Source organism: Lysinibacillus sp. Bpr_S20 (assembly GCF_023337835.1).
Taxonomy (GTDB): domain Bacteria; phylum Bacillota; class Bacilli; order Bacillales_A; family Planococcaceae; genus Lysinibacillus.
Map to the genome: position 1 here is coordinate 77,438 of NZ_JALNLQ010000007.1, position 16,509 is coordinate 93,946.

Below are 16,509 nucleotides of genomic sequence, written 5' to 3' on the forward strand. Positions count from 1 at the left end.
TGATCTGCTTCATAAGTTTTTATTCCACGTCATATAAGTCGTTAAGCTATGTAAACAACATCTACATAAAAAAAATCGAGCGCAATGCACTCGATTTTAATATGTTGGGCAATATGGGTTTTAGCCTTAGCGCTAAAATCCTAATTTACCAACGAATATCGGCGTATTAACCGATTGAACCTTCCATCTCAAACTTGATCAGACGGTTCATTTCTACTGCGTATTCCATTGGTAATTCTTTTGTGAATGGCTCGATGAAGCCCATTACGATCATTTCTGTCGCTTCTTCTTCAGAAATACCACGAGACATTAAGTAGAATAATTGTTCCTCTGATACTTTTGAAACTTTCGCTTCATGCTCTAAAGAAACATTATCATTTAAGATTTCGTTGTATGGAATTGTATCTGAAGTAGATTGGTTGTCCATGATTAACGTATCACATTCGATGTTAGCACGTGCACCACTTGCTTTAGGGCCGAAACGAACTTGACCCATATATGTTACCTTACCACCTTGTTTTGCAATCGATTTAGAAACGATTGTTGAAGATGTGTTTGGCGCCATATGAATCATTTTCGCACCTGCGTGTTGGTGTTGTCCCTTACCTGCTAATGCGATTGATAATGTCATACCACGAGCGCCTTCACCTTTAAGGATACAAGCTGGGTATTTCATTGTTAACTTAGAACCGATGTTACCGTCGATCCATTCCATTGTACCGTTTTCTTCAACAACTGTACGTTTTGTTACTAGGTTGTAAACGTTGTTTGCCCAGTTTTGAATCGTTGTATAACGGCAGTATGCATCTTTACGTACAACAATTTCTACTACAGCTGAGTGTAAAGAGTTTGTTGTGTAAACAGGAGCTGTACAACCTTCAACGTAGTGTACATGAGCGCCTTCATCTACAATAATTAACGTACGTTCGAATTGACCCATGTTTTCAGAGTTAATACGGAAGTAAGCTTGTAATGGCGTTTCCACTTTTACACCTGGTGGTACATAGATGAATGATCCACCTGACCAAACAGCTGAGTTTAGTGCAGCGAATTTGTTGTCAGTGTAAGGAATCACTTTGCCCCAGTATTGTTTGAAAATATCTTCGTTTTCACGTAAAGCTGAATCAGTATCTTTGAACACAATACCAAGATCTTCAAGGTCTTGTTTCATATTGTGATAAACAACCTCAGATTCGTACTGAGCAGATACACCTGCAAGGTATTTTTGCTCTGCTTCTGGAATACCTAATTTATCAAAAGTAGCTTTAATTTCATCAGGTACTTCATCCCAAGATTTTTGAGTAGCTTCTGATGGTTTTACGTAATACGTAATTTCATCAAAATCTAAATCTCCTAGGTCGCCACCCCATTGCGGCATTGGTTTTGTATAGAAAGTTTCAAGTGCTTTTAAGCGGTATTCAAGCATCCACTCTGGCTCTTGTTTCATAGTAGAAATTTCACGGACGATTTCTTCAGTTAAACCACGTTTTGAACGGAAAATTGATACGTCCTTGTCATGGAATCCGTATTTGTAATCGCCAATATCAGGCATTTTTTTAGCCATTTTTTCTCCTCCGTTCATGTATTATTGTTATTTTGTTTAAAGCACAGATATCTTACTTCGAGTGAAAGCACATATTGTGACTTTCACTCAAAATTAGAATTTATTAAAGATTTACACCTTTTTCCATCGCTTTCCAAGCTAATGTAGCACATTTAATACGTGCAGGGAATTGAGAAACACCTTGTAGTGCTTCAACATCCTCAAGGTCGTATTTATCGCTATAATCCTCACCCATCATCATTTTAGAGAAAATATCAGCAAGCTCTAGTGCTTCCTCAACTTTTTTCCCTTTAATGAGCTGTGTCATCATAGATGCAGAAGACATCGAAATCGAACAGCCCTCGCCGTCAAATTTCGCATCCTCTACAATACCGTCAGTCACTTTTAGCGTTAAGTGAATACGGTCTCCACAAGTCGGATTGTTCATATCGATCGTTACAGCATCATCTTCAATAGATCCTTTATTACGAGGATTTTTATAATGATCCATAATGACTGAACGATATAGTTGATCTAAATTATTAAAAGACATCGCCAAAATACTCCTTCGCAGAACGTAATCCTGAAACTAGGCGGTCAATATCTTCCTCCGTGTTATACAGATAGAAGCTTGCACGCGCTGTCGCTACTTGTTGGAGACATTTCATTAGTGGCTGAGCGCAATGATGTCCTGCACGAACTGCAATACCGTTCATATCAAGAACCGTCGCTACATCGTGTGGATGTACATCGTCTAGGTTAAACGTTACAAGACCACAACGCTTCATTGGGTCACGTGGGCCGAAAATTTTAAGTCCGTCAATTGTTTCAAGCTGATTCATCGCGTAGCCTGCAAGCTTATGCTCATGTTCCGCAATGTTATCTAGCCCTATTTCAGTTAAGAAATCAATAGCAGCTCCTAAACCTACTGCACCTGCAATAATAGGAGTTCCACCTTCAAATTTCCATGGTAATTCCTTCCACGTCGAATCATAAAGTCCAACAAAGTCAATCATTTCGCCACCAAATTCAATTGGCTCCATCTTTTCAAGGTGTTCTTTTTTACCATATAGTACACCTATTCCAGTTGGTCCGCACATTTTATGCCCTGAGAACCCTAAGAAATCTACATCTAAATCCTGTACATCAATTTTCATATGTGGTGCTGCTTGTGCACCATCCGCTACCATTACAGCACCGTTAGCATGTGCGATTTGAGCGATTTCTTTAATTGGGTTAATCGTTCCAAGGACGTTTGACGCCATTGACACCGACACAATTTTTGTTTTAGGTGTAATTGTCGCACGAACCTTTTCTAGGTTAAGTGTGCCATCTGCTTCAAGCTCAATATATTTCAACGTTGCATTTTTTTCCTTCGCTAGCTGTTGCCAAGGAATAATATTAGAATGGTGCTCCATGTGGGTAATGACAATTTCATCACCTTCAGCCACATTAGCACGACCATAACTTGATGCTACTGTATTTAAAGCAGTTGTAGTACCACGTGTAAAAATAATTTCTTGTGTTGATGTAGCATTAATAAAATTACGAACCTTTTCACGTGCACCCTCATATTTGTCAGTTGCACGATTACCTAATGTATGCACACCACGGTGAACATTAGAATTATCAAATTCATAATATTGTTTCATTGCTTCAATCACTTGAATAGGTTTTTGAGAAGTTGCTGCGCTATCAAGGTAAACAAGCTTATGACCGTTTACTTCCTGATTTAAAATTGGGAAATAGCTTTTAATGTCTTTATTCATCATTAGCGAACTTTCCTTTCAATAACCTCCGTCAGTTGCTTTTGTACGCCCTCGATTGGTAATTGCGTAACAACTGGCGCAAGGAATCCATGGATAACAAGGCGCTCTGCTTCTGCTTTCGAGATACCACGACTCATTAAGTAATAAAGTTGTAGTGGATCCACTCGACCAACAGATGCTGCGTGTCCTGCTGTTACATCATCTTCATCAATCAATAGAATTGGGTTAGCATCGCCACGAGCTTTTTCAGAAAGCATTAATACACGTGATTCTTGCTGTGCATCGGCTTTTGTTGCACCGTGTTCGATGTAGCCAATACCGTTAAAGATTGATTGTGCTGCATCTTTCATTACACCATGCTTTAAGATATGACCATTTGAGTTCTTACCCCAGTGACGAACTTCAGTAGTAAAGTTAAGTTTTTGTTCACCGCGACCAACAACCACTGTTTTTGTATCAGCATGAGAACCGTCACCGATTAGATGTGTAATGTTTTCAGAAATAGTATCTGAGTCATTCATTAAGCCAAGAGCCCAGTCTACTTTCGCATCACGAGCTAGTCGTGCACGACGATTTACATAAGTAGTATATCCTTTCGCAAGCACATCAACCGCACCATAAGTAACTTGTGCATTGTCTTGAACTACTACTTCCGCAATAATGTTTGCTTGACCTTGTGCTTCTTCAACTGTTGAAATATAAGTTTCAACATACGTTACAGCCGAATTTGCTTCAGCTACAACTAACACGTGGTTATATAATGAAGCTTCCGCATTATCGTTTAAGAATACTACTTGAAGCGGCTGTTCGATAATGACATTTTTAGGTACGTATACGAACACACCACCATTAACAAGTGCCGCATGAAGAGCTGTTAATTTATGCTCATCAACTTTTACAGCTTCTGTCATAAAGTACTTTTTAACAAGGTCACCATGTTCACGAACCGCTGTTAAAATATCTGTAAAAATAACACCTTTATCAGCTAGTTCTTGTGATGTTTTAATGAAAGCTGGCGTGTTATTGCGTTGAACATAAAGATTTTCTTGTGCTTCAAGATCGATTAAACCTTTTGCTTCTTCAGGTAATGCATCAAGTGAAGAAAATCCTTCACTGTCAACAGTATGAGTTGGGAAATTCATGAAATCCCATTTTGTAATATTTGTTCTGTCTGGTTTTGGCAAATCTAAACCAGTTACTTTGTCTAGTGCTGCCGCGCGAAGCTCTGTAAACCAAGCCGGTTCACCTTTTGCTTCTGAGAACGAGCGCACGTCCTGTACTGTTACAGGCAAGTTAAGTTCCACTGTCATGCTAGTTCGTCCTCCCTCTTATGCTTCTTGTTCTTCAGTTTCTTCTTCGATACCTAATTCTTTTTTAATCCAGTCATAGCCTTCAGCTTCTAAACGTTGTGCTAATTCTTCGCCACCTGATTTCACAACGCGACCTTGCATCATTACGTGTACATGGTCTGGTGTAATGTAGTTAAGTAGGCGTTGGTAGTGAGTGATCATTAAGCAGCCGAATCCTTCTCCACGCATTGCATTGATTCCTTTTGAAACAACTTTAAGCGCATCGATATCAAGACCAGAGTCAATTTCATCTAAAATTGCGAATGTTGGTTTAATCATCATTAATTGAAGAATTTCGTTACGTTTTTTCTCACCGCCAGAGAAACCTTCATTTAAATAGCGTTGAGCCATATCTTCGTTCATTTCAAGGAATTCCATGTTTTTATCTAATTCACGGATAAATTTCATTAGAGAAATTTCATCGCCCTCTTCACGGCGTGCATTAATAGCTGAACGTAAGAAGTCAGCATTTGTTACACCAGCGATTTCAGAAGGATATTGCATAGCTAGGAATAAACCAGCTTGAGCACGCTCGTCCACTTCCATTTCAAGTACATTTTCGCCATCAAGTTCTACTGTACCAGAAGTTACTTCATATTTAGGGTGACCCATGATTGCAGAAGCTAGTGTTGATTTACCAGTTCCGTTCGGTCCCATGATTGCGTGAATTTCATTTGTATTAATTGTAAGGTTTACGCCTTTTAAAATCTCTTTCCCGTCGATTTCAACGTGAAGATCTTTAATAACTAAAGTTGACATGAAAATACCTCCATAGTGTGTTCAGTGAATGGTGAACCATTCCTTAATTATCATCATTCTAATCTTAACTGAAAATCGTTCTCTATGCAAACCATTTCAATCACTTTCAATTTTCTTTAAAACAATCCTTAAAAACAAAGAGTTTGTAAGCATTTTCAGATTATTACTAATCATTATTGACAATGAGAATCGACTCCCCTTATTTTCAATGAAATAATTCTAATTGAGAACGGATTTCATCTAGCTCATAGTGGAAACCTCTTAGGAATCGCTAATTGTAGCGGTTTTGTGACAGAAATGCATAAAGAACACTATCAATACTATAACCTTTTTTATTAGAATGGAATCAAATAAAGAAAAGAAATCTTTAGAGTACTAGTTCGTAAAATTAAGACTTACCATCATAACGTACGGTTGATTTCCGTTCCAGGTGGGCGCTTTGTAGCTGCCGCTTCGCTTTCGCTACAGATTAAACATTGCCGCCTGACGCTTCGCTTTCGCGCAGAGTAGAGCTTCCTGAAGGCGTCTATTGTAGAAGATAATGCATTTACACAATAGAGATCTAGTTTAGATGTTTATTTACAATCATTTTTCATCTCAAATAGTATATAATTAATGTATAATCAATCGTATTTTTCGATTAATAGGGGTGAATTCTAGTGGAGTTACGTCAATTACGTTATTTTGTGGAAGTCGCTGAGCGGGAACACATTTCAGAAGCTGCCGAACATCTTCATGTTGCTCAATCAGCCATAAGCCGACAAATTGCTAATTTAGAAGATGAATTAGGCACACCACTCTTTGAACGTGTAGGACGAAATGTTAAATTGACACCGGTTGGAAAAACATTTCTGGAGCACACAATTACAGCTTTAAAAGCCATTGATTTTGCCGCAAAGCAAGTTGAAGAATATTTAGATCCTGCTAAAGGTACCATAAAAATTGGTTTTCCAACGAGTTTGGCTAGCTATGTATTACCAACTGTTATTTCTGCCTTTAAGCGTGAATATCCAGATTTGCAATTCCAGCTCCGTCAAGGCTCCTATCGTTTTTTAATAGATGCAGTCAAAAATCGCGAGTTAAATTTAGCTTTTTTAGGCCCGCTTCCACCAAAGGACGAATCGATCCATTCAACAATTTTATTTACTGAAAATATCGCCGCATTACTACCAGCAAAACATCCATTAGCTAAAAGGAAAAGTATTCAGCTTGCTGATTTACGTAACGATTTATTTGTGTTATTCCCAGATGGATACATTTTACATAAACTAGCTATGGATGCCTGTCGAGCAGCTGGCTTCTTGCCAAACATCATCTCTGAAGGTGAAGACTTAGATGCACTAAAGGGTCTTGTCGCTGCAGGCATCGGGGTCAGCTTATTACCAGAAAGCTCACTGTATGATTCAGCTGCCCGTTTCACAGTAAAAGTACCGATTCAATCACCTACGATTCCAAGAACAGTCGGCATTATTTCACCTGTAAACCGCGAGATTGCCCCGTCTGAAAAAATATTTTTAGACTTCGTGACCAATTTCTTTTCACGTCTTTCTCAATTCCAATAAAAAAATCGCCGTAGCTGGCGATTTTTTTTGGCTTAAGTGATTCTATCCTACAGATTGGCGGTTTTACCACTACTATGGCTGTTCTATCCGTCATTTCGGCTTTTTTTCCGTCGCTTTAGCTTTTCTATCCGTCACTTCGGCCCTTCTTTCCGTCGCTCTGGTTTCTATCCGTCACTTCGGCCCTTCTTCCCGTCGCTCTGGTCCTTCTTTCCGTCACTCAGAAATTCTATCAATCATTTCCCTGATTGTTCATTAATCCATTGTAACGTTTTTGAGCCTAGACCTCCGGCACGCCATAAAACAACCTCATTGTAGCTTCTCTTTTGCACATGCGCTGTCCATTTTTTTAGTGTTTCCTGATCGGCGTACCAAACTTCATGCTTAACATTTTGTTCATCTAAAAAAGTGAAATAAGCCGCACCACTTGCTTGATCGCGATTTTTAACAGCTTGCGTTTTGTTTAGTAATTCCTCAGCTTCTACCTCCGTTAAAGCAACCGTCTTGCCTTGTTTTACCCATTCGAATCCGCCTGTTGCAAATGCAATCGCTAATTTTTGATTAGACTTCCTAATTTTTTTTACTAAGTCATTTAAAAACGAATAGGTTGCCTTTGCACCTGGACCACTATGATATCCGTGCACATTATAAGCCATCACTGTATATTTAGGCCCATTCGGTAATTTAACATTAAATGGGAATCCAGGCTCTAATACGACATGTAATGAAACATCCTTTTTTAATAGCTGTTCATAAAGTTGCTCTATGAAACGGACGTACTTAGAGAGATCCTCTTTAGCAACCTTTTCATAATCAATTTCGATACCATTCACATTGTATTGTTCAACAACTTGCATAATATTATCAATATGTCGCTGCATTGATGATTTATCTTGAAACAATCGATGCAATAACGCACTATCCTTCTGAACTAATGGGGCGTTATCTTTAACATAATCGTTAATTAACGTGAGAATAACATGGTGTGATTCATTAAATTGTTGCTGTGTTTGCTTCAACGTTTCTGTCGCATCTTCAGTTAATAATAATTGGTCATTCTCATTAAAATAAGCACCAAAAACGTGAATGTCTTGTAAGCCCTGTTGTGAATTTTTCACATCCTCGATGGCAGCTTTATTTTGCCATTCTGGTAACCAAATAGATAATTGAAGCTTGTTTTTGAGCTTAAACCCCTCCTTTGCCTTAACAGGTGCTTCTTGGCTATTACTACAAGCTGTGATAACTAGTAGTGCTATACAGATAAACAGAAAAATTTTTTTCACTTGAATTTAGTTCCCCCCGTTTTAGAAGGTTTCAATAAAGAAATCAACAACATTATTAAATAACGTTATTGTTTTGTGCTTTACTTTATCGAAATTCGTATATTGGTTAGTAAAAAGCGTATGATCGTTAACATCTGTAATCAAAATATCCTCGATGAATGTATCATAAATATCATCTGCATACTGTTCATGCGACGTTTCTTTTTTGCTGAACAACGCACCAAATCCAATTTTAGATCCTTGTATGTCAGGATTTACTTGAATTGTCTTGGATAATACCTTATCTACATCTATCTTTATTTTACCATTTTCTACATAAATGTTAAATACTCTCGTTTTTGTTAAGTTTCGTGGATACTCTTCCTCGTCAATTCTAGAACCTTTTTGCGTATCCAGATAATCGTATACAGTAGCCTTATTGAATGCATACTCTTCTTTATTCCACTTTATTTCATTTAACGGAAATCGTTCCTTCTCAACAACGCTCGATTCTGGTGATTTTTCAGAAACAACAATCTCATTATCTATTAATGCCACCCGAATATAGCTATTATATTTTTCATCATAGTTTAAATAAATAGATTGTTGTCCTATGACATTCCCTTTAAAGGCAAAGTTTATATTATATTTCTCTGGAAGTGTTTCCTTCAATATTACCCGACCTTCACTAGAAGGTGCTGATGTTAGCGTAATCGCATTATTTTCAAACTCTGCTGCACCGCTCAATACTGACCATTCTTTTGCCCGTTGAGGATCTCCGACTTCAAACTCTACATTTTGCTTACTAGCTTGGCGGATTTTCATCATCACATGATTCGTAGACCAATAGGGGGATACTTGTAATCTACTTAAATTGTAGAGATCAGCATCCGCATCATTATATGCCCCTAGCTCCAAATTGAAATGCATTTTAAATCTATCCTTAATTTCTTTATTATTCGCACTCTCAACTAACGAATCCATATTATTATAAAGTGAGTTGGCATGCATGATAGCATAGGCCTTAGGAACTTCTCCTAATTCCTCCTTATAAATATCATGCATTAGCTTGTAATCTTTTTGAATACGCTTCTCCATTTCTTGTCGCGTTTCACTTGGAATCATATATTGATTGCGAATAAAGTCCATTAAATAATGATTATAATATTCGATAGTCGTTTTATTTGGCACTTTATTTTCATCTATTACACCTAACGACTGTCCTTTATCGTTATACATATTAATATATGTCAGACGGTACCCATTAGAGCCCAACTCCCAATAGCCACTTTTCTCCATGAGCAATAAGTCTTTCGGCTTTAAAAATTTGTTATCCCGTGTATCCATTTTATTGGCGTACGTAAACATGGTAGCTTTATAATTTAGATCCTCCATGATGTTTTGAGCGAATATACTAGAATCTGTACGTCCATCTTCAAATGATAAATACAACGCCTTTTCTGGCAATGGTTTGTTTTTCTGATAAAAATCTAAGATATCCTGCTGAGTAACAGTTGTATAGCCTTGACTTTCAAGCAGTGCAAGTTGTTTTCTCAAATTCTCTTTAGATACATATTTAGGAGATTCACCCCTGCTCACACCAAAATATGATAATGCGATGAAACCATCTTTATTCACTAAAGGAACCGTTTCCTCTACCCTTTTATCAGTTAAAAATACAACACGTATTAAAATAACAGCTAAAAATACAACGATGATCGTTTGAACAATTGATCGTATTATTTTCCTTCGATTCTTTTTAGCCGGATTTAATACAACTTTTTTTTCACTCATTCCTTCTCACCCATTTTGCTAATTTTTAGAATCGAAAATCGAGATTTTCGTAATTTTTGTTTTTCTAATTTCTTTTCTTTGGCGATGACATCTTGAGGTGTTTCTCTCGTTCCCCAAGTTGATTTCCAAAATGTAACCCATGCAACAGGCATTTGCCACAGCAAAATAAATTCATAGAAAAGTACAAAGATAAAGCCAAACGTCCACAATTTACTTTTTCTAAAGAAAAGATGGGCTAAGCTCATTAGCATTGCCATCAATAACAAGCCCACTAAAAACGTAGTTGGAAAAACGCCATGCATAATTGGCACATAAAGTAAATTGTAAACAACAACAATAGGGGCTGCTATTGGTACGATTAAACCGATGATGAAGAAAAGAAACATAAAAGGTTCCTTCTTCCACATAAATAAAAATGCTCGTAACGATTCGCGTAGCCATGATCGTTTCCATCTCATTTGTTGAGATAAAAAGACTTTTGTATCTGATGGAACAATTGTAGAACATACAGCATTGTCCTGATATCCCGTTCGATGTGTTTTCAAAATATAGTTTGTCATACTACGGTCATCCCCAAATGTTGCGGGTTGTCCAAGGAATTTTTGGTTTAACCATGCTGTCTCGTTCTTTAAAATAAGCTCTTTTCGATAACATGCTAATGGACCAGATAAGCAAGTGACTGTATCAAACCAAGACTCAGCAGCTTTCATGATCCGAAAGGCTATATAATAGCGAACGGTTTGCAATTTTGTCAGAGCATTTGTAAATTTATTTTCAACTTCTGTTCTTCCAGCCACACCACCCATTTTAGGATCTTGGAAAGGCTGTACTAAATTTCGAATGGCATGAGGTTCTAAAAAACTATCAGAATCTACGAAAACAACTAAATCATGTTTAGCAAGATGCACCCCTGCCACTAAAGCCTCACGCTTCCCACCATTTTGAGGTAGCTTATGGAAACTTAAGCGATTCTTTGTTTTAAATCGCTCACCCTCGCTATGAATAAGTTCAATCATTTCATTAGCTTTTTCCTCAGTTCTATCTGTTGAATAATCATCTACAACAATAACTTCTAATTTGTCTACAGGATAATACTGATTAATACAGCTTAAAATTGTTCTATGAATCCATTCTTCTTCGTTAAACACCGGAATAATAATAGAAACGCCCGGTTCAAATTTAGGATTTATAGGTACATTCCTATAGAAAATGCCAAATATATATCGACTTAAAAGAAATGTTGCAGCAATAATACTATATAGATATAGGAATTTATTGAATCTGAAGTAAATAACACTTTCAGCCCTCATTAACATAACGATTAGAGAAACTACTAATAAAAATATACTTGCCATAAAGATTGATAGTCCCCATCGTTTTTTAGTCATATAGTCATTTAGAGGCTGTAAAAATTCACATGCATAATAGCATCTAGTTTCACCATCTACTTCTTTCGTAAAATGACGAACAACTTTCGCTTTTACCTTTACCTTAGATTCATAGCCCTCAGGCATCGCACCACCAGGTATAGTAAATTTCATCGTAATAATTTCGTCTATTACAAAATTATCAGGATTATTTGAAAATATAAGGATACCTGTAACCGAAATATCCTCCGCATAATGTTTGTTACTAACCTTGTGCTTTGCTCTTTTAATTTGTACTTCAAAATTAGTTTCATAGCGTAAACTTAACAGCTGTAAACGATATATTTCATTGACATCTGTAGGATCGATTTCTTCCTTTTGATACGAAGCACCCCGTCGGTCAACGAGACTTCGTACATTTTCTGGGTCAGGAATATTCGATAAAATCCGTCGATCAGCGCGTGGTATCGTTAAAATCTCTTTTTTCTTATTCATGATTATCAATTCACTTTCTTATTTGAATCTTCTTCAATCCAAGTCGACATTTTCGCAAAACTATACCCATCTTTTTGCAGCTTTTCAATGATTAATGGCAATGCTTCAACTGTTTTTGTACCGTCTAAAATGTGCATAACAATCACTTTTCCTGGAGCAATTCTAGTCATCACACGATTATAAATATCTCGAGATGTATATTCTAAATTCCAATCGAATGATGCTATATCGTACATCGCAATCGATTGGACACCTGTTGCGGCAATAATTTTCGCTGATTCTTCATTAATAGCACCTTTATTAGGCCTGAAATACAACAAAGGCTCTTCTTGCAAGGCATATGTTAGGGCCTGATGTGCCATTACAACATCCTCTTGGAGCTCTTCAGGTGTCATTGTCGTTACATCAAGATGATTATAGGAGTGACTTGCAACCTCATGGCCTCTCTCAACAATTAATTTTGCTAATTGCGGATCCTTTTCCACACCTTTGCCAATTAAAAAGAACGTAGATTGAACATGATACTTATCAAGAACATCTAAAATTTCTTTAAGTCTCTCCTCACTCGCCCAATCATCAAAGGTTAAAGCAATTTCTTTTTTGGAAGTATTTTTACGATAGTACAAATTCGGTTTTACATTTTCATAATCCGGATTTACTTTAATAGCATCATAGCCTTCAATTTCCTCTAAGGATTTTACTAAATATTGTTTATCTAAAACGTCCGTTAATGTAGAGAAAACGTACCCTTTTTCTTCGCCAAATTGAGACAATAATGGAATAACATCAATAATTGCAGGGTTAATGTACGTATTTAAATGAATGATAGATCCACTATTGATAAATCGATGAATATAATCCATTATTTCTTCAGCACTTTGCATATTTCGATCTTTTGGATTAATGGAAGATCCTACAACTCCCTTCATATTTAAGGTTTTAGTTGCTAATCGCATATTGTCCGTTGAATCACCGGAACGACTGCGAACGTATTTAGGTGTATAACCTAATTTATCTTTAAAAACCTCATTCGCTAAATAAATTTCTTTATATGTTTCTTCATAACTCAAATCAGTCATTTCGGGAAACGTCAATGTTCCATTTTCTACTTCATGACCTTTTGCTAAAATAGCCTTCACTAACTCAGGATCTTGTGCAACTCGTGTACCTTCTACAAAAAATGTTGCCTTCATGTTAGCTTGATCCAAAGCCTTTAATAATTTTTGCATTATTTCATTGTCTGCAAGTCCATTAAAGGTTAAAGCTACCTTTGGACTAAGAATGCTCGCGTGACTATAAATTTCACTCATCGTTCCATCCGGTTCCTTTATTTCAATTGTTGAATCGACCGGTTGAACCTGATTAGTTTGAGCGGACGATTGACATCCAGCTAGAAATAAAATGACTAATAGACTACATAATTTTAACCGCCCCGTGATCACAGAATCCCCCCTATAATTTGTGGTATTTTTCATTTTTAAACAAATAATGGGTATTTCGTGTATCAAAAATTAAAGCAGCATGTTGATCAATCAATGCATAATCAATAGCTGCATGATTCGTTAAAATGACTACAGCATCCGCTTTTTGAATTAACTCTTTTGTAAGTAAAACTGTGTTAAACATGTTATTACCAACTGTAAATGTTTCTATAAATGGATCAACAACTTTTAGACCACACCGTTTTTCCATTAATTTGTCAATAACATGTAATGCTGGTGATTCCCGAAAATCATTAATATTCGGCTTATAAGAAACTCCAATAACTACAATTTCTGCATCATCTATCTCTTTTCCATGTGCATTTAAATAATTTTCTAATCTTTCAATTACAAAGCTTGGCATAGAATCATTAATTTTATCTGCCGTCTCAATTAATGTCGCTGAAACACCATGCTGCTGGCTTGCCCACAATAAATATTTAGGGTCTACTGGTATACAATGACCACCTACCCCAGGGCCAGGTGTAAATGGCATAAAACCGTAAGGCTTTGTCGAAGCCGCTTCAATCACTTCCCACACATCGATATTCATTTTATGGCAAACCTGACTTAATTCATTGACAAGGGCAATATTAATTTGTCGAAACGTATTTTCTAATAACTTTTCCATTTCAGCAATCTTTGGACCTGTTACAGCAAACACATTTGTATTGATCACTGTTTCATAAAAAAGCTTGGTTACTTCTAAACAAGCTGCTGAAATACCACCAACTACTTTAGGCGTATTCGAAACTGAAAAATTTATATTTCCAGGATCCACACGTTCAGGAGAATAAGCTAAAAATATATCCTGTCCAATAATGAAGTTACCTCTTTCTAAGATCGGTTGAACTACTTCTTCTGTTGTTCCAGGGTAAGTTGTACTTTCAAGAATAATTAAAGTATTAGGGGACATATTTTGTTCAATTGCATTAGCTGCATCTACAATATACGAGATATTAGGTGTTCCATCTGCATTTGTAGGCGTCGGTACACAAATAATAATGATATCTACATTTACGAGTTTAGAAAAATCATTTGTCGGCTCAAATTTCTCTTCTTTAACCGCTTTCTCGATGATTGCGTTAGACATATCAGCAATATAACTATCACCACTTTTTAATTTGGTAATTTTTTTATTATCTTTATCGAAACCAATTACTCCAAAGCCTTTATTGACGATTTCTAAGGCTAGAGGGAGCCCCACATATCCTAGTCCAACAACCCCAATTGTGGCACTTCTTGTTTTGATTTTTTCTGATAAAGCTAATCCCTTTGTCTCAATCTTTATTCCCATAAACAAATTACTCCTTTGTCTAAGTTATTGTGAAAACGTAATTCAAAGCTTTAACAATTCATACCTTTGTACATAAAATCCCCTCATATCACACCCATTCTTAGTCATCAAATCCTAAGATTCGAAAACATAAACTTCCTCAATATGTATATCATACTAAATAAAACTAAACTTTTTCTAAACAATTCCATAATAAAGAGAAAAAATAACCATCTCGACACAAATAAGTTATAAAAAATACACAATCCACTTCTTTAGAACTATACATTTTCGATAAACAACTAGATAAATGTTATTTTTTATTAAATTTCAGCAAATAAAATTAACTATCTCCTAAACAAAAAAATCGCCGTAGCAGGCGATTTTTTTGTATTAAGGTGGTTATATCAGTCGGATTGGCAGTTCTTTCCGCCTTGAGTCATACTTTCCGTCGTTCGGGCAGTTCTTTCCGTCACTTTGATATTTCTATCCGTCACTGACGATTTTATCCGTCGTTTTGATAATCCTATCCGTCGCTCTGGCAGTTCTATCCGTCATTTTGACGCTTCTATCCACGATTTTGACTGCCCTATCCACGACTCTGCTTTTATTCATTAACCTTTCTTATTGAAACGATCGACAATCATGGCTAATGCACCATCACCTGTTACATTTGTAGCTGTACCAAAGCTATCTTGTGCTAAGTAGAGTGCGATCATTAGTGCAACCATTGTTTCATCGAAGCCGAGCATTGTTTGCAGTAAACCTAATGCTGCCATAACTCCTCCTCCTGGGACACCTGGTGCAGCAACCATCGTAATACCTAGCATAAATATAAAGCCGATATATTGTGCAAAACTTATATCCATACCGTTCATCAACATAACACCTAAAGAACAAGTTACGATTGTAATCGTACTACCTGATAAATGAATAGTTGCAAACAGAGGGATTGTAAAATTCGTTACTTTTTCTGAAGCACCCGTTTTTTGCGATTGTCGCAATGTAACTGGAATAGCTGCAGCTGAAGATTGTGTGCCTAATGCTGTAAAATACGCAGGTAGCATAGTTCGAAGTAACATAAGTGGATTTTTCTTATTTAAAGTTCCCGCAGTAGTGTATTGAACTAGCAAAATTACCCAGTGCATCACAATTATAAGTGCGAAGACAATTGCGAAGACAGATAATATTTTTGCTACTTGTCCTCCATATGTCATATTCAAGAAAATCCCGAAAATATGAAATGGTAAAAGTGGAATAATCACAAATGAAATTAACTTTTCAATAATTACATTAAATTCTTCAAAACCGCGTTTCATAACATCGCTTTGAATGGCTGTCATACCAATCCCTACGATAAATGCAAAAATTAATGCTGACATAACACCCATTAATGGAGGCATTTCAACTTTAAAGAATGCCTGTGCTAAAAATTCCTCTGGGTTTTTCATGCTTTCCATAGCACCATTTGATATGAAATTGGGCAACACATTTCGTGCTACCAAAAAAGCGAATATTCCTGCAATGATTGTGGAGAAGTAGGCAAAGAATGTTGCCAAGCCTAATAATTTCCCGGAGCCTTTCCCAAGCTGGGCAATGCCCGGAGCAATAAATGCAATAATAATAAGTGGTACAACAAAATTTAAAAAATTACCGAATAAGCCATTAAATGTTGCAAATATACGTACAAATGGCTCTGGCATAAAGCTTCCAAGTATTACCGCTAGCAAAATTGCGACAATAATTTTTGCCAATAAACCAAATTTAAACTTCACGATATTGTCCTCCTTAAAAAAACAAGTGTCTTTCTCGAATGTATTATTAGTAATTTACCATAAACAATCGAGAGAATATA

At 36.5% G+C, this 16,509-nt stretch carries 12 protein-coding genes; 1 reads left to right on the top strand and 11 read right to left on the bottom strand.

The annotated features are described in order from the left end of the window. Positions 1–166 precede the first annotated feature (166 nt). The 5 genes from sufB to sufC form a co-directional block, all read right to left on the bottom strand. Positions 167–1,564: a Fe-S cluster assembly protein SufB gene (gene sufB / locus MWJ95_RS17055; RefSeq protein ID WP_068985344.1), complete on the bottom strand. Its 1,398-nt coding sequence runs from the start codon at positions 1,562–1,564 to the stop codon at positions 167–169. A gap of 103 nt (positions 1,565–1,667) precedes the next feature. Next, positions 1,668–2,096 (bottom strand): Fe-S cluster assembly sulfur transfer protein SufU, encoded by a 429-nt coding sequence (sufU, locus tag MWJ95_RS17060; RefSeq protein ID WP_249075068.1) that lies wholly within the window; start codon positions 2,094–2,096, stop codon positions 1,668–1,670. Next, positions 2,086–3,315, bottom strand: a complete 1,230-nt coding sequence (locus MWJ95_RS17065) for a cysteine desulfurase (protein WP_249106796.1) — start codon at positions 3,313–3,315, stop codon at positions 2,086–2,088. The genes sufU and MWJ95_RS17065 overlap by 11 nt, the downstream gene beginning before the upstream one ends. Next, positions 3,315–4,622: a Fe-S cluster assembly protein SufD gene (sufD, locus tag MWJ95_RS17070; RefSeq protein ID WP_249075066.1), complete on the bottom strand. Its 1,308-nt coding sequence runs from the start codon at positions 4,620–4,622 to the stop codon at positions 3,315–3,317. Before sufD ends, MWJ95_RS17065 begins: the two co-directional genes overlap by 1 nt. Positions 4,623–4,640: 18 nt before the next feature. Then, positions 4,641–5,420, bottom strand: coding sequence for a Fe-S cluster assembly ATPase SufC (sufC, locus tag MWJ95_RS17075; protein ID WP_068985348.1), 780 nt, complete (start codon positions 5,418–5,420; stop codon positions 4,641–4,643). Positions 5,421–6,079: 659 nt separating this feature from the next. Here sufC and gltC point away from each other — a divergent pair. Continuing rightward, complete coding sequence (gene gltC / locus MWJ95_RS17080) at positions 6,080–6,982, top strand: glutamate biosynthesis transcriptional regulator GltC (protein ID WP_249106797.1); 903 nt, start codon at positions 6,080–6,082, stop codon at positions 6,980–6,982. Between the two features lie 233 nt (positions 6,983–7,215). Here gltC and MWJ95_RS17085 read toward each other — a convergent pair whose 3' ends face one another. The 6 genes from MWJ95_RS17085 to MWJ95_RS17110 all read right to left on the bottom strand — a co-directional run bounded on the left by MWJ95_RS17085 (position 7,216) and on the right by MWJ95_RS17110 (position 16,429). Further along, positions 7,216–8,262, bottom strand: coding sequence for a glycosyl hydrolase family 18 protein (locus MWJ95_RS17085; RefSeq protein WP_249075064.1), 1,047 nt, complete (start codon positions 8,260–8,262; stop codon positions 7,216–7,218). A gap of 21 nt (positions 8,263–8,283) precedes the next feature. Next, on the bottom strand, positions 8,284–10,035 hold the full coding sequence (locus MWJ95_RS17090) for a polysaccharide deacetylase family protein (RefSeq protein WP_249106798.1): 1,752 nt from the start codon (positions 10,033–10,035) through the stop codon (positions 8,284–8,286). Beyond that, positions 10,032–11,897, bottom strand: a complete 1,866-nt coding sequence (locus MWJ95_RS17095) for a glycosyltransferase family 2 protein (RefSeq protein WP_249075062.1) — start codon at positions 11,895–11,897, stop codon at positions 10,032–10,034. The genes MWJ95_RS17090 and MWJ95_RS17095 overlap by 4 nt, the downstream gene beginning before the upstream one ends. Positions 11,898–11,902: 5 nt before the next feature. Continuing rightward, positions 11,903–13,339 carry a polysaccharide deacetylase family protein gene (locus MWJ95_RS17100; RefSeq protein WP_249075061.1) on the bottom strand — a complete coding sequence of 479 codons (1,437 nt, stop codon included), beginning with the start codon at positions 13,337–13,339 and terminating at the stop codon, positions 11,903–11,905. A 10-nt stretch (positions 13,340–13,349) separates the two neighbouring features. Beyond that, a complete protein-coding gene (locus MWJ95_RS17105; RefSeq protein ID WP_249075060.1) occupies positions 13,350–14,675 on the bottom strand; it encodes a nucleotide sugar dehydrogenase in 1,326 nt (441 codons plus the stop codon). A 593-nt stretch (positions 14,676–15,268) separates the two neighbouring features. Next, entirely contained in the window at positions 15,269–16,429 is a 1,161-nt protein-coding gene (locus MWJ95_RS17110) for a dicarboxylate/amino acid:cation symporter (RefSeq protein WP_249106799.1), read from the bottom strand. Positions 16,430–16,509 lie beyond the last annotated feature (80 nt).